The following is a 16,961-nucleotide window of genomic DNA, read 5'->3' as shown; positions in this document are numbered from 1 at the left end:
ACGGGCATAGGCCTTCAGGTGGACGTGCCGCGTCAACCGCTCCTCTAGGCTTGATCGTATGCGTTTTCCGCTGCACAAACGGCATTGGGTCGCGTGGGACTGTGTCGTCGCCGCCGGGTACGGCCTGATCGCGTTGTTCGGCGCGTACTCGGGCCTCCGGCTGAGCCCGTCGGGGCTCGTGGCCGTGCTCGCGGAGCCACGCTGGGGTGGGATCGCGGTGACCTCCCTGGCCATCGCGCTGCGCCGCCGCTATCCCGTGCCCGCGGCCGCCGCGCTTCTGATCGCCGCCACCACGGCACCGCCGGTTTGGCTGAGCCTGTTCTCGTGGTCGTACGTCCTGTACACCGTGGCCGCCACGTGCCGGCTCCCGATCGCCTTGGCCGCGTTGGGCGCCGCGTTGACCGCGATGGTGCTTTCGTACCACGACATGTCAGCGCCGTTGGCGGTCGCGGTCGTGTGGACCGTCGGCTACACCGTGGGTCGCCACCGTGCTCATGAGCAGCGCGCCAGACAAGCCGAAGTCACCGAGGAACGCCTGCGCATCGCCAGGGAACTGCATGATGTGGTCGCGCACAGCATCAGTGTGATCACCGTCCAGGCCGGCTACGGCAACGTCGTGCTGGAGAAACAGCCCGAACAGGCTCGGGACGCGCTCGCCGCGATCGAGGCCACCGGCCGGGAGACGCTCACCGAGATGCGGCGACTGCTGGGTGTGCTGCGCGACGGTGATGGGCCGGCGCGCACGCCCGCGCCCGGACTCGCCGGACTCGACCGGTTGCTCGACCAGGTCGGTGTCGACGTCGAAGTCGTCACCACCGGCACTCCGCGCCCGCTGACTCCCGGCGTCGACCTGGCGGCCTACCGGATCGTGCAGGAAGCGCTCACCAACGTGGTCAGGCACGCCGGCACGTCGAAGTGTCGGCTTCGGATCCACTACGGCGACGACGACGTGCGCGTGGAGATCACCGACCACGGCCGGGGCGGCCCGCCGGGAACCGGGCACGGCATCGCCGGCATGCGGGAGCGGGCCGAGCTGTACGGCGGCGAGTTCAGCGCGAACCCGTTGCCGGAAGGCGGTTTCCAGGTCACGGCACGACTGGTGGAGTCCGCGTGACCATCCGGGTCCTGGTCGTCGACGACCAGCAGCTTGTCCGAATAGGACTGTGCGGGATCGTCGACTCCGCCGAGGACATCACCGTCGTCGGCGCCGCGGCGACCGGTGTCGAAGCGGTCGCCATGGCCCGCCGGCACCGGCCGGACGTGGTGCTGATGGACATCCGGATGCCCGGGATGGACGGCCTGGACGCGACCGGCCTGATCACCGCCGAGACCACGTCGAGGATCCTCATCCTCACCACGTTCGACCTGGACGAGTACGTGTACACCGCCTTGCGGGCCGGCGCCAGCGGCTTCCTGCTCAAGGACACACCCCCGCTGGACCTGCTGAGCGCGGTCCGGGTGGTGGCCAACGGGGACGCGCTGCTGGCCCCGAGTGTCACCCGGCGCCTGATCGACGAGTTCGCCGCGCGTCCCAGCCGCCGGAAATCCGTTGACCTGCGCGGAATCACCAGTCGTGAACGGCAGGTGCTCGGCCTTGTCGCGGAAGGGCTGGCCAACGCCGAGATCGCCCAGACCCTCTCGATCGGCCCGGGAACGGTGAAGACCCACATCCGAGGCCTGCTCACCAAGTTGAATGCGCGCGACCGTGTACACCTGGTGATCATCGCCTACCAGGCGGGCATCGCAAGCCGGTAGGCCTCCGCGCTGCCGACGGGTGGGTCGGCCGGCAGGCCGTGCAGCACGTGCGCGAGCGCCTCGACCCCGCGCACGACACGCGGACCAGGCCGGTTGAAGTAGGCGGGGCCGTCCAGCACCCAGACCTCGCCCGCCCGGACCGCCGGCAGGTCCGCCCAACCGGGGCGCGCGGTCAACAGGTGGATCTCGGCCTCGGTGCGTTCCGGCGGGAAACCGCACGGCATGAGCAACAGCACGTCCGGTCGTGCCGCCACCACCGCGTCCCAGCCGATCGCGCTCGTGTGCTCACCGACGCCGGCGAACAGCGGTGTGCCGCCGGCCGCGTCGATCTGTTCCGGCACCCAGTGCCCGGCGGGCCAGACCGGGTCGAGCCATTCGATCGCGGCCACCCTCGGTCGGGCCAGGCCGGCGACCCGGTCCCGCACCGCCGCCAACCGCGCCCGCAGCCGCGCCAGCTCCGCGCTCGCCCGCTGCGGCGCGTCGAGCACGTCACCGAGTTGGACCAGGCAGTCCAGGACATCGGCCAGGGTGCGCGGTTCGAGGCTGATCACGCGGGTACCTGTGTCCAGCATGCGGACCGCGTCCGACACTCGCCGGTACGACACCGCACAGACCTCGCACAGGTCCTGGGTGAGCACCACGTCAGGAGCCAGCCGGGCCAACGCTACCGTGTCCAATGTGTACAGTGAGGAGCCCTGGTGGCTGCCGCCGACCGCGGCGGAGATCTCCCGGCTCGTCATCCGGCCGGCGTCGATCTCGCTCGCCGTCACCACCTCGACCGCGGCCACCCCGACCGGCGGCCAGTCACACTCGTGCGTGCGGCCGACCAGCTGGGGCAACCGGTCCAGCACCGCGACGAAGTCCGTCGCGGCCGGCAACAGGGAGACGATCCGCACCCGGCCATGATAGGACAGTCTCCAGCAACGGCAGCGCCTGACCTGCTCGTTTGGCCCGGATGACCAAGTCCCACAACGGCTCGAACTTCTTCCACCCGGCCGCGTACGCGGCGTGCCGCAGTTTGCCCCGCGAGGTCGGCTTGGTCTTCGCGCCGCGCAGGATCGACCCCCACCGGTAGAAGTCGCGGTAGGCGTTCCAGTAGCCGGTCTCCAGTTCCCGCGCGGACATCCCGGCCGGCTCGAACACCACGTGTCGCGTGTCGTACAGGTCCCAGTCCGAGTGAAGCAAGCGCTTGGCCGCCGCCATTCGCTGGTAGAGCCGGGTACCCGGATACGGCGTCAGGATGTGGAACGTGGCGGTCTCGATGCCTTGCCGTACCGCCCATTCGACGGTCCGGTCGAAGACGCTGGCGTCGTCGGAGTCCATGCCGAACACGAAACTCCCGTTGATCATCACGCCGTGGTCACGCAGCCGGCGGACCACGGCGCCGTAGTCCCGGTCGATGTTCTGCCATTTCCGCTGTTCGGTCAGGTTGGCGGCGTTGACCGTCTCGAACCCGACGAACAGGCTGCGCAGCCCGGCCGCCACCGCCTGCTCCAACAGGCCGGGTTGGAGCACAGCCTTGACCGTGCCGGCGGCCTGCCACAGCCGGCCCATCCCACGCATGCCCTCGAACAACGCCTTCGCGAACCGCGCGTTGCCGAACAGATGATCGTCGAGAAAGTACAAGTGCCGCCCGGGAAGGCGGTCGATCTCGGCCAGCGCGGCGTCGACCGACTGCGTGTAGAACGACTTGCCGCCCTCGAAGAACGCCTCCTTGTAACAGAAGTCGCACACGTGCGGGCAGCCACGGGACACCACGATCGAGTTCGGCACGAGGTAGAGGTGACGTTTGATCAGGTCACGCCGGATCGGCGGCAGGTCAACGAGAGTGCGTGTCTTGGAGGTGTACCGCGGCGCCGGCTGTCCCGCCCGGAAGTCGGCGAGGAAGGCCGGCCAGATGTCCTCGCCGGGACCGCAGAAGATCGAGTCGGCGTGCTGGGCGGCTTCGTCCGGCAGCGACGTCACGTGCAGCCCGCCGAGGCACACGTAGGCGCCGCGGGCCCGATACAGGTCGGCCAGTTCGTACGCGCGCCGCGCCGAGGTGATGTAGACCTGGATGACCACCAGGTCCGGCTCGTCGGCGGTGTCGACCTTGTCCACGTGCTCGTCGGTGATCGACACCTCGTCGTCGGGACCGAGGTATCCCGCCAGCGTGGCCAGGCCGAGCGGCGGGAACAACGAGTACTTGATCGGCCGGAACAGCGGTGACGTGGCCTCGGTGAGGGCCGGCAGGATCATCTTGACGCGCATCGCGCCTCCGTTCTTCGGGTGTCTCAACCAAAGACGCGTTGAGACGGTCGGCGGAGGCGGAGGCCGTGCGCGGATCCTGTGGAGATTGTGTGCGGATCAGGTTGTGGTGATCGTCGAGCGGGCCCGAGGCGGCTGCTGCGGGACGGTCACGTGCCGGGCGAACCAGGACACCATGGGATCCAGCGCCGCCGCGGTGTCCAGGACCCAGTTGAGCGCTTTCTCGGTCCGCAACCAGTCGTCGCGGTCCAGGGTTCGGCCGGCGATGACGGACCGGTACCGCAGCAACTCGGCACGGGCATGGTGTGCGGAGAAGCCGCGTGGCGTCACCTTCATGACGTCGCCGCTGATCTCGTAGCCCTGGTGTCGCAGTGATTCGATCGCCCGGTCCAGTTCCGGGCCGGTGGTCGAGTCGGCGACCGCGATCCGGTACCGGTCCACCTGGCCTGGATCCGGGTAGTGCCAGGCGCCCTTGACGTGCAGGCCGTCCAGGTCGAACCGCAGGGCGATCTCCACCTTGCGGGCCAGCCTGATCGTCGCGGTCTGGTGCTGCCACATCCAGGTGTGCTTGGCGTAGCTCCAGACCGAGTAGTCGTCGTACCTGGGGTTGGCGTCGGCCACGTCGTTCAGCAGCGCGATCATCGGCCGTCGGACCAGTCGTTCGCGGTCCTTTCGGCAGCCTTCGCGGGTCGCGTTCGACGGTTCGCCGTCCAGTCCTAAGAGGACTTCGAGCGCCTGGTCCGGCCAACCGGTGAACTGTCGGGTCATTGGCTGATACTCACCGTTCCGGTGTGGTCGGGGTGATACGCGCTGTGGTGTGACCGGGGTCAAGTTTACCCGGCTTCCCGGGTGTCGATAGGGTGATCATGACCGGCCTCCCCCCGAAGATGTGCGGGAGTTGTGCTCAGGGCGTCTTAGTGACCGATCCAGCACGCACTATGGGGGAATCTGTCATGTCAGCCTCGGCTGTCATCGAACCGCATGCCGACCACGATCTTCATTTACCCGCGCCGCCGGACGACGGCGAACTGTACGGATATTTTGGGCCGCAACGGCGTTGGGTACTGACCTGCATTTCGCTGTCCTTCGTTTTCGTCGCGGTGACGTTGTTCCTGTTCTCCCTGCGGCATCCGGCGTTGTGGGTGTTCATCGGGGTGCTCGCGATCAACGTCGCCGGTTGGCTGTTGTCCTGTGTCGACGGGCAGAAACAGCGCCGGCTGACCCGGCACGCGCACGAGCTGCTGGTCAGGTCGTGGCGGCCGGAGCGGTACCCGAGTGTGGACGTGTTCCTGCCTACCTGCGGCGAGGACCTGGCCATCCTGCGCAACACGTACCGGCATGTGTTCCGGCTGAGCTGGCCCGCTGAGCTGCGGGTGTGGGTGCTGGACGACGCCGCCCGGCCGGAAGTCGCCGAGCTGGCCGAGGCGTTCGGGTTCGAGTACCGCAGCCGCCCGGACCGCGGCCATCTGAAGAAGGCCGGCAACCTCAACTTCGGCCTGGACGTGAGCCACGGCGACGTGATCGCCGTGTTCGACGCGGACTTCTGTCCACGTCCCGACTTCCTCACGCATCTGTTGCCGTATCTGGAAGATCCCGACATCGGGATCGTGCAGAGCCCGCAGTGCTTCGACACCCACACCGCGATGGGATGGCTGGAACGTGCCGCCGGTGCCGCGCAGGAGTTGTTCTACCGGTGGCTGCAGCCGTCCCGGGACGCCAGCGACGCGGCCATCTGCTGCGGCACGAACGCGGTGTACCGGCGGGCCGCGCTGGTCGAGATCGACGGTTTCCCGAAGATGTCGCACAGCGAGGACATGTTCACCAGCATCGAGCTGCTCCGGCGCGGCAAGCGCACCCAGTACGTGCCGGTACAGCTGGCCAAGGGCATGTCGCCGGCCACCCTGTCGTCGTTCGTCAACCAGCAGTACCGCTGGTGTATGGGCAACCTGGAGTTGTTGTTCGACCGGGACTTCCACCGGATGCGGCTGCCGGTGCGGACCCGGCTGTCGTTCTGGAACGGGTTCGTCAGCTACTTCGCCAACGCGGTGAACATCTTCGCGGTGCCGCTGCCCGGCCTGGTCATGGCGTTCGGCTACCCGCAGGACGTCCGGGCGTGGCACATGGTGCCGTTCCTGATCCCGGTGTGGATCTGGCTGGTGCTGCTGCCCGCGGTGTCCCGGACCCGCTGGCGGATGGAGGTGGTCCGGGCGCAGACGTTGTACAGCTTCTGCCACGCCGTGGCCATCGTGCACGTTCTGCGCCGGCGCACCGCGACCTGGGTGCCTACGGGGGTTTCCGGCGCCGGCCGGTCCCCGCTGGCCCGCACGGTGAGCCGGCTGATCATCGGCTGGCTGGTGCCCAGCACGGTGGCCGCGTGGGTGGGCGTGCTGCTCGGCGCGGCGGACTACGGCTGGCGCGAGTACTGGCCGATGGCGGCGTTCGCGGCGGCCACGACATATCTCGCGGCGCCGCTGGTGGTCGCCGCGTGGCACACGTTGACGGGGGAGACAACGAAATGACCGCACTCGACGAACGAATGATCACAAGTCCACAACGGACAGACAGGGCGCCGAAGCAGGGCAATGAGTTGCCGTGGCCGCAAGCGTTGGCCATCACGGTGACGCTGGCCGCGGTCGGCCTGGTCGCCTCGGGGTGGGTCGACCCGATGCTGCCATGACCGTCGCCGCGCCCGAGCGGACCCGGACCGCCGACTACCGGATGGGCTTCCGGCCGGACATCGAGGGCCTGCGCGGCGTGGCAGTGCTCGTCGTGCTCGGCTTCCACGCCTCGGCGCCGCTGTTCGGCGGCGGATACGTCGGCGTGGACGTGTTCTTCGTGATCTCCGGCTTCCTGATCACCGGGCTGCTGCTGGACGACGTGGCCCGGCGCGGCCGGTTCTCGCTGGTCGAGTTCTACGCCAGGCGGGCGCGGCGGATCCTGCCCGCGGCCGGCGTGGTGCTGCTCGCGGTCGCGGTGGCCGGCTGGCTGATCCTGCCGCCGCTCCGCCAGCGGCAACTGGCCCACGAGGTGCTGGCGGTGGCCGCGCAGGTGGGCAACTGGCTGTTCGTCGCCGACCAGACCGACTACCTGGCCGGCCACGACCCGAGCCCGCTGCTGCACTACTGGTCACTGGCCGTGGAGGAACAGTTCTACCTCGGGTGGGCGCCGCTGACTCTTGGTGTGGTGCTGGCCGCGCGACGGATGCGGCGTTCGCCGTTCGCCGCGGTCGGCGTCGTGCTCACGGTCGTGGTGACAGTGTCGCTGGCGTTGTCGTTGTGGTGGACGCATACGAGCGTGCCGTTGGCGTACCTCGGTTCGCCGTCGCGGGCGTGGCAGTTCGGGGTGGGCGCGCTGGCCGCGTTGGCAGTGCCGTGGCTGCGCCGGACCGTCACGTCCACGCTGGGTGTGGCGGTCGGCTGGCTGGGCATCGCGGCGATCGTCGCGGCCACAGTGGTGTTCGACAGCGCGACGCCGTTCCCTGGGGTCGCGGCGCTGCTGCCGACACTCGGGGCGGTCGCGGTGATCGTCGGTGGCGCGGTGGACGCCCGGCGCGGTGCCGCGCGGCTGCTGGACACCAGGGCGATACGCGCGGTCGGCAGGCTGTCGTTCGCCTGGTACCTGTGGCACTGGCCGGTGCTGGTGCTGGCCGAGAGCGCGTTGGGTCCGTTGGCTTGGCCGGTGAAACTGGCTCTGACCGCCGGTGCGGCGCTGCCCGCGTGGTTGACGTTGCGGCTGGTCGAGCGCCCGCTGCGGTTCTCCATACCGGTGGTGGCCCGGCCCAGCGGCGGGCTGTCGGTCGGGGCGACCGCGATCGTGGTGCCGGTGGTGGCCGCGCTGCTGTTGGGCAGCGGCGCGGTGCGGGCGTTGGACGGCGAGGAGGAGGCCGCGGCGCCCGGCCCAGCCGCGGTGGACGGCCCGAACCTGCTGGCCAACCCGCGCGGCGGCACGGGCGGGCCGGTGTGGCCAGCGCCGGCACGGGCCAAGGTCGACTACCCGCGGATCGCCGACTGCCAGGTGGAACCGGCCGCGACAGTGAGCCCGCCGTGCCTGTTCGGCGACGCCGGGGCGGAGCGGATCGTGCTGATCGGCGACTCGCACGCGGCGCAGTGGTTCCCGACCGTGCGGGAGCTGGCCGCGCGCCGGCACTGGGCGGTGGAGGTGCTGACCAAGTCCGGCTGTCCGGTGCCCGAACTGGCCGTGACCAGCCCCCAGCTCGGTCGGGCGTACCGGGAGTGCGACACGTGGCGGAACCACGTGGTCGAGCGGGTGACGACCGGCAAGAAGCCGAAACTGGTCGTGGTCGCCAGCCTGAACCGCTACACCGGTGACGTCCCGACCCTGCGCGCGGCCTGGGACAAGACACTGACCAGGCTCGGCACGCCCGTGGTGTATCTGAAGGACACGCCGTTCCCGGCCAAGGACATCCCGACCTGCCTGTCCGGTTCGTTGCGCGACTGGTCCGCCTGCGACTTCCCACGTGACCAGGCGCTCTGGCCGGATCCGCTGGCCGACGACATCACTGCGGGCCGGCGGACCGGAATGTCCGTCGTGGACGTCAACACCGTGCTGTGCCCGGCGGCGCGTTGCCCTGCCGTCCTGGACGGCGTGCTGCTGTACCGCGACGACGCGCATCTCACCGACTCGGCGGCCGGGTTGCTGGCCGGCCGCGTGGATCACGCGCTAACCAACCTCGGTGTGGTGCCGCCGGCCGGTTGGACGTTGGCCTGGCGCGACGACTTCGACGGCCCGGCGGGCGCGCCGCCGTCGGCCGAGAACTGGCTGCACGACGTCGGCACCTGCTATCCAGGCTGCCCGGCGCCGCGGTGGGGCACCGGCGAGATCGAGACGATGACCGACTCGACCCGCAACGCGGCGTTGGACGGCCACGGCCGGCTGGCGATCACCCCGGTGCTGGCGGACGGGCAGTGGACGTCGGCGCGGATCGAGTCCCGGCGCGCCGACTTCCAGCCGCCGGACCATGGCGTCCTGCGCGTGGAGGCGTCGCTGCGGCTGCCCCAAGTGTCCGGTGTGGACGGTGGCGGCTACTGGCCGGCGTTCTGGACGTTGGGCGCGCCTCTGCGGAACGGCTACACCGGGTGGCCGGGGGTGGGCGAGTTGGACGTGATGGAGTCGGTCAACGGCCAGCCGACGGTGTACGCGGCGATGCACTGCGGTTCGCTGCCCGACGGCCCTTGCCGTGAGGCGAGCGGCGGCCTGGGTTCGGCCGCGCGACCGTGCCCCGGATGTTCGGACGGCTTCCACAACTACGCGGTCGAAGTGGACTTCTCCACCACGCCGCAGGAGGCACGGTTCTTTGTGGACGGTGTGCCGCACCACAAGGTCAGCGCGGCCGACATGGACCCGGCCAGCTGGCAACGCGCGACCGCACACGGTCTCTTCGTGATCCTCAACGTGGCCATCGGCGGACAGTTCCCCGAGTCCCGGGGCGGCGTCCCGAACCCGGCCACCGCGTCCGGCCGGCCGATGCTGGTCGACCACGTCGCCGTCTACACCCGTAAGTGATCACCAGCGGCGGGTCACACCGCCGGCACGCGGACGAAGAACCGCCGGTCGTCGGTTCTCAGGGTCGGATCAACCTCCAGTTGATGTTGGAGCCACCGCACAGCGCTTTCATACGTGGCGATGTCGGACAGCAGTCCGCGTTGCTCCTCGGTTGTCGTCCGGTTGACCGCCGCCAGGTAGGCGTCCCGGCCGGACGTGCCCCACCGGTGGGCCGAGAACCAACCGTTGATGCCGAGCTGGGCCTGGCTCCGGTACAACACGCTCACGTCCAGTTCCAGGCTGTTGTTCAGTTCACGGCCGCGCTCCCAGTCGGCCTCGCTGAGCCCAAGGCCGCTGCTCGAGGCGGTCGACACGTTCCTGGCGTCCGGCATGGCGCCGGAGGTGCGGATGAAGTACCAGTTCTGCTTGAAGATGCCGAAGCAGGCCGAGTCCCGCACCTTGTCGTCCCCGAACGGGTAGTTCGGCCGCATGTTGTCCGTTTCGAGCATCGCGATCGCCAGGGTGAGCAGCGAACCGCCGGCTGCTCGCAACACCTCGGCCTTTCGCGCGGACAGGCCGGGGCACGTGATGTCCGGGTGGTACGCGTCGCGGTACCCCTCCTGGCTGACCGGCGAGAGCACTGCTCTCTGATTTCGCAGCGGGATTTCCCGGTCGAACTGGTCGGTCGCGCCGTGCGGGCGGATCTCGATGGGCGGCACCGGGTCGGCGGCGCGTTGGAACACCTGGAGCACCGCGCGACGCACCGCCTCGCCACGGCGCAGGGACAGGTCCAGGTTGTGCGCCGCGGTTCCCGGTGTGCTCGCCCAGCTGTCGATGATCAGTCCGGTGGGGTTGTTCGGGTGCTGCTTGCGGACGACTTCCAAGTCCTGCACGACGAACCGTTCGATGAGTCCGGTCGCGTGCGGTTCGACCTCGTCGCTGTCCGTGTTGAAGATGATCACGGGTCCGGTGTCGGCCGGCGCCGAGGTCGCTCCGACGTCGGCCGCCGGGCTGGATATGGGTTGGCGTCGTACGTGCAGGTCAGGTCCTTGCAGCAGCGCGGTCACCGCGGCGTTGCCGGCCGACCGTTGCAGCGCCGAGATCGCGGAGACGGACAACGGCCCGCCGTCCGTCTCAGGGCGGGCCGCCGTCGGGTGGCTGGTGGTTGGCGCCTGCCGCTCCTCGAATTCTCGCGTCATAGCGTGGCGTCCCGCCAGGCCCGGACCCCGGCGGCCAACGGCGAGGAGATCCGTTCCAGCCGGGAAAGGCTGTCGTCAGCCAGTTCCCGTGCTCGTTGGTCGCCCGTGGCGGCCGCGGCGCGGGCCATCCCGAACGAGCCGAGCGCGGCGACCTCGTCCTGCCCCGTCCGGTCCGCGCCGGTGAACGCGGCGAGGTAGAGCTCGGCCGCGGCGGCCGGGCCGTGCTCGGCCTCCTCCACCTGCGCGAGCCACAGGCGCAGCCGGGCGAGCACTGCCGGCTCGGTCCGGCCGATCCGCATCGCGCGCAGCACCGACTCACGTGCCGGGCCGGTCCGACCGCGCGCCAGCTCCAGCTCGGCGAGCGCTTCGAGGGCGTTGATCCGGCAGGAGCGCACCACGATCCGTTCGGCGATCTCCAGGCTTTCCCGCAACAGCGGCTCCGCCATGTCGAGGTTTCCGGTGGTGACCTCGAACCGACCGGTCTCGCGCAGCGCGTCGCACAGCTTCTCCGGGCGGCCCTGCTCCCTGGCCAGTCGCAGCGCCTCGGCGAGCAGTCGCCGGGCGTCGTCCTGGTGTCCGGTTTTAGCCCGGACCCGGCCGAGGATGATCACGATCGGCAGCCGCTCGTGGTAGCCGAGATCGTCCGCGATCGCCAGGGACTCGGTGAGCAGCGCGTCGGCCTCGCCGTAACGGCCCCGCTGCGCGGCGATCCAGCCGAGACCGTGCAGCGCGTCCACTTCAGCGCTGCTCTGTTCGACCTCGCGGGCCACCGCGAGGCATTCGGTGAACAACTCCTGCGCGGCGTCGTATTCGGCGGCCTGCACCCGCATCCAGCCGGCCACCTGCAGGACGTCGGCCACTTGCCCACGGTCGCCCGCCTGCCGGGCCAGTTCGAGCGCACGGCGCAGATGGTCGAGTGATTCGGCGTGCTTGCCCTGAAGCCCGGCCACCCAGCCCAGGCCCTGCAGCGCCGGCGTCGCCTCGACGCCGGTCGCGCCGACCAGCGCGTCGGCGAAATGCCGGCGGGCCTGTTCGAGATTGCCGCGCATACCGGCACTCCAGCCCAGCCGGACCAGGAGGTCGATGATCTCGCCGACCAGATCCGCCTGCTGGGCAAGGCGAAGCCCTTCGGTCAGGTACTCCTCGCCCACCCGGAGTTCGCCGAGCTCCATCACCGCGCTGCCGAGCCGGACCAGCGTCCGGGCTTCGGCTTCGGTGTTGTGCGTCGCGCGCGCGGCAACCAAAGCGTGCCGTAGATGAGCCTCCGCGACGGAGTACAGCCCGCGCCGGACAAGCTGCCCGTACGCCGCGTCGATTCCCGTCAGCAGCGTCTCGTGCAGGCCGTGCTGGTGGGCATGGTCCAGGGCCTGCAGGATGCCGCCCAGCTCTTGCTGGACCTCGTCGGGTGTCATGACCCCCTCCTGGGTAAGCATGTCGACCATGAACACCGCCATGCGCCGCTCGGCTTCGCCGGTCCGTCCCTTGCTCCAGACGAAGTCGTGAACCACCTGGTGCATCGAGTACCTGTTGCCCGGTAACGACTCCAGCAGACCACCGCGGACCGCGGCGGCGATCCCGGCTGGGTCCGTCGTCACCGCGCGGGCGAACGCGCCGGCGAAGCTCTCCGGTTTCGCCGGGAACGCGGCGAGATCGCACAGGGCGGTGCGGGCCGCCTCGGGCAGGCGCTTGTAGCTGATGTCCACAGTGGCCAGGAGGGAGACCGGCATACCAGGGGGCAGGCTCGGGTGCGCGGCCGACGGCGCCTCCCGTTTGGACAGTTCCAGCCACTCGCGGGTCGCCTGGAGCCGGTCCAGCGTCTCCGCCACCCGGTCCTCGCCTTCGACCGTGTCGATCCGCAGCCGGTGCCCGATCAGCGTCAACGCCAACGGCAGGCCGCCGACCAGCTCCACCAACTTCGCCGCGACGGCGTGGTTCCGTTCCACCGTGTCCGGTGCGAGCCGGGTCAGCAGGTCCAGCCCGGCCGCGGCGGACAGCTCGGCCACCTTCACCACGGCCCCACCGAATTCCGCGGCCACGCCGGGAAACCGGGTTGTCATCACCTGTGCGCAGCCCGGCCCGGCCAACTGGAACGCCAGCGCGTGCTCGATGTCCCACACATCGTCGACGACGAGCAGGTACTTCCCCCGCGCGATCACCCGGTGCAGCTCCTCCGCCCACCCGGACACACTGTGGTCCGGCACGTCCTCCGGACGAATTCCGACCGCGCCGCCCCACACCGACAAATGCCGCAGGACATGGGAATCGGCGCCTAATCCGGCCCACAGCACACCGTCGGAAAACCGCTCCCGTACCCGATCGTCATATGCGAGATGCAGCGCGAGTGCGGTCTTCCCGACACCGGGCAGGCCACACAACGTCAGGGATTCGCCCGAGGGCAGGTTTCGCAACTGTTCCACCAGCTCATCCCGGCCGACGAGCACGGTGGACGAACGGGTCGGCGCCAGAAACAAAGCCTGCCGTCGCACTGGCGCGCTGTGAATGGTCAAGTTGTCGATTCGCGCACTCTGCACGACATTCGTGGCGGATCCGCCGAACTCGTTGCGGACGTGTTCGTCCGATGTCGAACGCCCATCCATTGCCAGCTCCCCGCCCGGCTGAGAATTGTGCGTGCCATCGACACATCGTCACCTGAATGGTGCTGTTAGCCGGTATCCGGGCCTTCACCCGAACGACGTAACCAGGTCATGGTCGAAGTTCGCGGTTGGCCTCGGCGAGGTGGGCGGCGACGGTCCGGCAGTCCGCGCACCCGGTGAGATGCTCGGTGATCGGCTGGGCTCGGCGGCGGGCCAGGCTGCCCCGGATCCACACCCCCATCTGGTGTCGCGCCCGCCGGCACGCCCCGTCGCGCGCGACCGGGACCTGTGCTTGCAGGTACGCCTGGCGCAGGCCTTCGCGAGCCCGCATCGCCAGCGCGGCTACGCCGTTCGGGGTGATGCCCAGCATCGGGGCCAGGTCCACGGGCGACGCGGACTCCACTTCGGTGCGCCACAAGACCATTCGCCAGCGAGGTGGCAGGCTGCAGAACGCGGACCAGGCCAGGCCGGCGCTCCATCGCCGCAGCACGATCTCGTCCGACTGGGCGGCGACGGGGTCGTCGAACGGCCGGCCCGTTTCCGGCACCGTGCCGTACAAGTCGACCCGTTCCTGCCGCCGCCACCACTCGATCGCCAGGTGCCGCATGGTGACCAGCAGGTAGGCGCGCAGGTTGTCGTGCGGACCGGTGCCGCCGCGGATGGCGGCCAGGACCCGGGCGAACGCCTCGGCCACCAGTTCGTGTGGTTCGGCGAGGCCGGTCAGCCACCGGCCGGCCAACCGGCGCGCCGGCTCGGCGTGCCGTCGGAACAACATCCCGTAGGCCTCAGGATCGCCCATGCGCACCGCGTCGAGCAGCGTCGCGTCAGACGCGTCTTCCTGGACGGCGTTCGCCAACTCGCCGGCCTCCATCTCCCCGAGAGCGGCCAGACTCAACTAACAGATACATGACTGTATCAGATACACATGCGTAACTGTTATTCGACGGACGGCGAACCGCGTGTCCGCAATGGATACTCTGGGGACCGTGCCAGGCAGGGATCGACGGGACGGACGAGCCACCCGGTGGGCAGGGCAGCGGGAGAAGCGGCGCGCCGAGATCGTCGCGGCCGCGTTGACCGCGATCGCCGAGCACGGCCCAGGGGTGTCGACCGAGCAGATCGCGGAGCACGCCGGGATCGCCCGACCGATGCTCTATCGCCACTTCGCGGACGCCGACGACGTGTACAACACGGTCGCGCTGCACATCGGCGAGCTGCTGATCGCCGAGCTGGCCCCGACCCTGATCCGGCCGATCGGGAGCGCCCGCGAGATGCTCACCCGGATCATCGGCACCTATGTGGTCTGGTTCTCCCAGAACCCGTCGCTGTACCAGTACGTCATCTCCCGGTCGATGGACGCGCAGCACGGTGGACGGCACCTGGTGGCCGACGTCCGTGAGCAGATCAGCGGCCTCCTGCGCGACCTGCTCACCGGCTACATCGTGTTGCTCCAGGGCGATCCACGGATCGCCGACCCGCTGTCGTTCGGGCTGGCCGGACTGGTCGAAGCGGCGACCGCGCGATGGACCGCGGTGGCCCGTACCCCGCTCGACCGGGACGAACTGATCGCGCATCTGGCCGGCTGGGTGTGGGGAGCGCTCGATGCCGCCCTGCGGGACGTCGGGGTGGAACTCGACCCGGACATCCCGCTCCCACAGCTATCCGAGCGCACCGACTGACCGGCGTTCGCGCATCCCAATCTAGTTGCACATTAAAACCAGCCGATCTACGCTGATGGCATGATCGCCGCTGACGAGACTTTCCGGGGAACCTTCCCGTTCGCGCCGCGCTACAGCTCCGCGCCCGGATTCCGGATGCACTACGTCGACGAGGGAGCCGGACCCGTCCTGCTGTGCCTGCACGGCGAGCCCACCTGGGGGTATCTGTTCCGCGATGTCGTCCGGCGGTTCGCCGGCACCCACCGGCTCGTGGTGCCCGACCACATGGGCTTCGGGAAGAGCGAGACGCCGGCGGACCGGTCGTACCGGTTGCAGGACCACGTCGACAATCTCGAGGCGTTGATCCTCGACCTCGATCTCGACGACATCACGCTCGTCATGCACGATTTCGGCGGCCCGGTCGGCATGGGGTTCGCCGCCCGGCACCCGGATCGCGTCGCGCGCGTCGTCGCGGTCAACGGCCCGACGCCGTTCGGTCAACCCGGACTGGCCAAGGCGTTGCAGGACAACGGAAACGAAGCCCCTTGGTTCCGTTGGATCGCGCGCGCCGACCGGAGTGGCACGCTGGAGAACGTGCTGGGCGAGCTGAACTACACCATCCTGAGCACCCTCAAGCTCAACGGCTTCGAGAACAACGACATCATTTCCGAGACATGGATCGAGGCCTACGGCGCGCCCTTCCCGACACCCGCGGCGAGCCGTGGCGCGATCGGCTGGGCGAAGGGGTTCGCCACCGGCGCACACGTCTTCGAAGCGCCGGGGGACGCGGCCCGAGCGAAGATGGCCAAGGTCCCGGCCCTGGCGATCTGGGGCAGTGCCGATCGAACCTTGGGTGGCAAGTATTTCCTTCCCCTGTTCAAGGACGCTTTCCCGCACGGGACGATCACCGAACTGCCCGGAGTCGGGCACTACAGCCTTGAGGACGCGCCGGACAAGGTCGCCGCGCTCCTGCGGGAGTTCCTCGACGCGACCACACCCGCGATCATGGGCGCATGACAGCATGGCGGGACGTCGAACAGGCCGAGCCTGAGTTCGCTCAGCGCGTGCGGGCACTGTTCGACGCGCACAAACACAAGACGATCGCCACTTTGCGGGCCGATGGGTCGCCGCGGATCTCCGGCATCGAGACGGTCTTCGAGGACGGCGAACTGGGTTTCGGCTCGATGGCGGACGCACGCAAGGGCGCGGATCTCCGTCGGGATCCCCGGTTCGCCCTGCACAGCGCCACAGTGGACCCGGTCGACGGCGCTGAGGCGCAGTGGCCGGGCGAGGCGAAGATCTCCGGCCGGGCGATCGCCGGGCCGGTCACCGACGGGAGTGACAGCTTCCGCGCCGACATCGCCGAGGTCGTGCACACCCACCTCAACGAGCAGGCCACAAGGCTCGTCGTCGAGTGGTGGACACCCACGAACGGATTGCGCAGGGTCGAGCGGGAGTGATTCGTCAGGGGGTCGGCGGGGTGACGGCGATGATGATCCGCGCCGGCGTGTCGCTGTCGTTGAGGTAGCGGTGCGGGAGGCGGGAGTCGAAGGTGACGGCTTCGCCGGCGACGAGGTCGTGGCGCTCGCCGTTGATCTCCGCGACCACCGAGCCGGCCAGCACGATCAGGCATTCGGTGGACGGGTGCGCCCAGGGTTCGGGGGAGCTGGCGTCGCCCGGGCTGAGTTCCGCCTGCAGGACTTCGAGGTCGCCACGGCCCGGGGTGAGCCGGTCGTAGGCGATCTGGCCCTGTGGCGCCGACAGCCGGGACCGCTGGCCCGGCCGGCTGACGAACACCGGTGGCGCGTCCGGGTCGGCGAACAGGTTGGCGATCGACTCGTCGAACACCTTGGCCAGTTTGCGCAGGGTCGCCAGGCTCGGGTCGGCCGTGCCGTTCTCGATCTGGCTCAGCAGCGCGGGGGACACCCCGGCCGTGGCCGCGAGCTGCCGTAAGGACAGCCCTTGCTGCTGGCGCAGTTCGCGCAGGCGATCGCCGAGCATGGCAC

The 16,961-nt window shown here is 69.7% G+C and carries 15 protein-coding genes; 8 read left to right on the top strand and 7 right to left on the bottom strand.

The features are described from left to right. Positions 1–58: 58 nt before the first annotated feature. Both EV192_RS51620 and EV192_RS51615 read left to right on the top strand, forming a co-directional pair. The gene (locus tag EV192_RS51620; protein WP_132126175.1) at positions 59–1,114 is read left to right on the top strand and encodes a sensor histidine kinase; all 1,056 of its coding nucleotides are present in this window, start codon (positions 59–61) and stop codon (positions 1,112–1,114) included. After that, positions 1,111–1,755 carry a response regulator gene (locus EV192_RS51615; RefSeq protein WP_132126174.1) on the top strand — a complete coding sequence of 215 codons (645 nt, stop codon included), beginning with the start codon at positions 1,111–1,113 and terminating at the stop codon, positions 1,753–1,755. Before EV192_RS51620 ends, EV192_RS51615 begins: the two co-directional genes overlap by 4 nt. On the opposite strand, the gene EV192_RS51610 is transcribed toward EV192_RS51615, so the two are convergent. The 3 genes from EV192_RS51610 to EV192_RS51600 all read right to left on the bottom strand — a co-directional run bounded on the left by EV192_RS51610 (position 1,728) and on the right by EV192_RS51600 (position 4,770). After that, positions 1,728–2,651, bottom strand: coding sequence for an ABC transporter substrate-binding protein (locus EV192_RS51610; RefSeq protein ID WP_132126173.1), 924 nt, complete (start codon positions 2,649–2,651; stop codon positions 1,728–1,730). The genes EV192_RS51615 and EV192_RS51610 overlap by 28 nt on opposite strands. Next, entirely contained in the window at positions 2,560–4,005 is a 1,446-nt protein-coding gene (locus tag EV192_RS51605) for a B12-binding domain-containing radical SAM protein (RefSeq protein WP_132126172.1), read from the bottom strand. The genes EV192_RS51610 and EV192_RS51605 overlap by 92 nt, the downstream gene beginning before the upstream one ends. A gap of 96 nt (positions 4,006–4,101) precedes the next feature. After that, positions 4,102–4,770 (bottom strand): DUF2461 family protein, encoded by a 669-nt coding sequence (locus EV192_RS51600; RefSeq protein ID WP_132126171.1) that lies wholly within the window; start codon positions 4,768–4,770, stop codon positions 4,102–4,104. 185 nt (positions 4,771–4,955) lie between these two features. Between EV192_RS51600 and EV192_RS51595 the strand changes: the two genes are divergently transcribed. Genes EV192_RS51595 through EV192_RS51590 form a run of 3 tightly spaced genes read left to right on the top strand, consistent with a single transcriptional unit; the run spans position 4,956 to position 9,525 of the window. Beyond that, positions 4,956–6,521 (top strand): glycosyltransferase family 2 protein, encoded by a 1,566-nt coding sequence (locus EV192_RS51595; RefSeq protein ID WP_207926973.1) that lies wholly within the window; start codon positions 4,956–4,958, stop codon positions 6,519–6,521. Next, a complete protein-coding gene (locus EV192_RS55230) occupies positions 6,518–6,679 on the top strand; it encodes a hypothetical protein (RefSeq protein WP_207926972.1) in 162 nt (53 codons plus the stop codon). Before EV192_RS51595 ends, EV192_RS55230 begins: the two co-directional genes overlap by 4 nt. Continuing rightward, the gene (locus EV192_RS51590; RefSeq protein WP_132126170.1) at positions 6,676–9,525 is read left to right on the top strand and encodes an SGNH hydrolase domain-containing protein; all 2,850 of its coding nucleotides are present in this window, start codon (positions 6,676–6,678) and stop codon (positions 9,523–9,525) included. Before EV192_RS55230 ends, EV192_RS51590 begins: the two co-directional genes overlap by 4 nt. Before the next feature lie 14 nt (positions 9,526–9,539). Here EV192_RS51590 and EV192_RS51585 read toward each other — a convergent pair whose 3' ends face one another. The 3 genes from EV192_RS51585 to EV192_RS51575 all read right to left on the bottom strand — a co-directional run bounded on the left by EV192_RS51585 (position 9,540) and on the right by EV192_RS51575 (position 14,192). Beyond that, on the bottom strand, positions 9,540–10,703 hold the full coding sequence (locus EV192_RS51585) for a hypothetical protein (RefSeq protein WP_132126169.1): 1,164 nt from the start codon (positions 10,701–10,703) through the stop codon (positions 9,540–9,542). Then, positions 10,700–13,300 (bottom strand): tetratricopeptide repeat protein, encoded by a 2,601-nt coding sequence (locus tag EV192_RS51580; RefSeq protein ID WP_132126168.1) that lies wholly within the window; start codon positions 13,298–13,300, stop codon positions 10,700–10,702. The genes EV192_RS51585 and EV192_RS51580 overlap by 4 nt, the downstream gene beginning before the upstream one ends. 106 nt (positions 13,301–13,406) lie before the next feature. Beyond that, a complete protein-coding gene (locus tag EV192_RS51575) occupies positions 13,407–14,192 on the bottom strand; it encodes a sigma-70 family RNA polymerase sigma factor (RefSeq protein ID WP_243727623.1) in 786 nt (261 codons plus the stop codon). Positions 14,193–14,283: 91 nt separating this feature from the next. Between EV192_RS51575 and EV192_RS51570 the strand changes: the two genes are divergently transcribed. Genes EV192_RS51570 through EV192_RS51560 form a run of 3 tightly spaced genes read left to right on the top strand, consistent with a single transcriptional unit; the run spans position 14,284 to position 16,415 of the window. After that, a complete protein-coding gene (locus EV192_RS51570) occupies positions 14,284–14,976 on the top strand; it encodes a TetR/AcrR family transcriptional regulator (protein WP_243727622.1) in 693 nt (230 codons plus the stop codon). 60 nt (positions 14,977–15,036) lie between these two features. Beyond that, entirely contained in the window at positions 15,037–15,972 is a 936-nt protein-coding gene (locus EV192_RS51565; protein WP_132126166.1) for an alpha/beta fold hydrolase, read from the top strand. After that, entirely contained in the window at positions 15,969–16,415 is a 447-nt protein-coding gene (locus EV192_RS51560; protein ID WP_132126165.1) for a pyridoxamine 5'-phosphate oxidase family protein, read from the top strand. The genes EV192_RS51565 and EV192_RS51560 overlap by 4 nt, the downstream gene beginning before the upstream one ends. A gap of 4 nt (positions 16,416–16,419) precedes the next feature. Here EV192_RS51560 and EV192_RS51555 read toward each other — a convergent pair whose 3' ends face one another. Then, positions 16,420–16,956 carry a helix-turn-helix domain-containing protein gene (locus EV192_RS51555; protein WP_132126164.1) on the bottom strand — a complete coding sequence of 179 codons (537 nt, stop codon included), beginning with the start codon at positions 16,954–16,956 and terminating at the stop codon, positions 16,420–16,422. Between the last annotated feature and the right edge of the window lie 5 nt (positions 16,957–16,961).

The sequence above is a fragment of the Actinocrispum wychmicini genome (genome assembly GCF_004345645.1).
GTDB lineage: Bacteria > Actinomycetota > Actinomycetes > Mycobacteriales > Pseudonocardiaceae > Kibdelosporangium > Kibdelosporangium wychmicini.
Note: the sequence above shows the minus strand (reverse complement) of the source record. Positions and strands in the feature narration are given on the sequence as shown.

Bases quoted from the DNA above. Each gene is read 5' to 3' on its own strand.
- EV192_RS55230 (WP_207926972.1), top strand. From the start codon at position 6,518: ATGACCGCACTCGACGAACGAATGATCACAAGTCCACAACGGACAGAC.
- EV192_RS51580 (WP_132126168.1), bottom strand. From the start codon at position 13,300: ATGGATGGGCGTTCGACATCGGACGAACACGTCCGCAACGAGTTCGGC.
- EV192_RS51605 (WP_132126172.1), bottom strand. From the start codon at position 4,005: ATGCGCGTCAAGATGATCCTGCCGGCCCTCACCGAGGCCACGTCACCG.
- EV192_RS51585 (WP_132126169.1), bottom strand. From the start codon at position 10,703: ATGACGCGAGAATTCGAGGAGCGGCAGGCGCCAACCACCAGCCACCCG.
- EV192_RS51620 (WP_132126175.1), top strand. From the start codon at position 59: ATGCGTTTTCCGCTGCACAAACGGCATTGGGTCGCGTGGGACTGTGTC.
- EV192_RS51565 (WP_132126166.1), top strand. From the start codon at position 15,037: ATGATCGCCGCTGACGAGACTTTCCGGGGAACCTTCCCGTTCGCGCCG.
- EV192_RS51555 (WP_132126164.1), bottom strand. From the start codon at position 16,956: ATGCTCGGCGATCGCCTGCGCGAACTGCGCCAGCAGCAAGGGCTGTCC.
- EV192_RS51595 (WP_207926973.1), top strand. From the start codon at position 4,956: ATGTCAGCCTCGGCTGTCATCGAACCGCATGCCGACCACGATCTTCAT.
- EV192_RS51590 (WP_132126170.1), top strand. From the start codon at position 6,676: ATGACCGTCGCCGCGCCCGAGCGGACCCGGACCGCCGACTACCGGATG.
- EV192_RS51560 (WP_132126165.1), top strand. From the start codon at position 15,969: ATGACAGCATGGCGGGACGTCGAACAGGCCGAGCCTGAGTTCGCTCAG.
- EV192_RS51600 (WP_132126171.1), bottom strand. From the start codon at position 4,770: ATGACCCGACAGTTCACCGGTTGGCCGGACCAGGCGCTCGAAGTCCTC.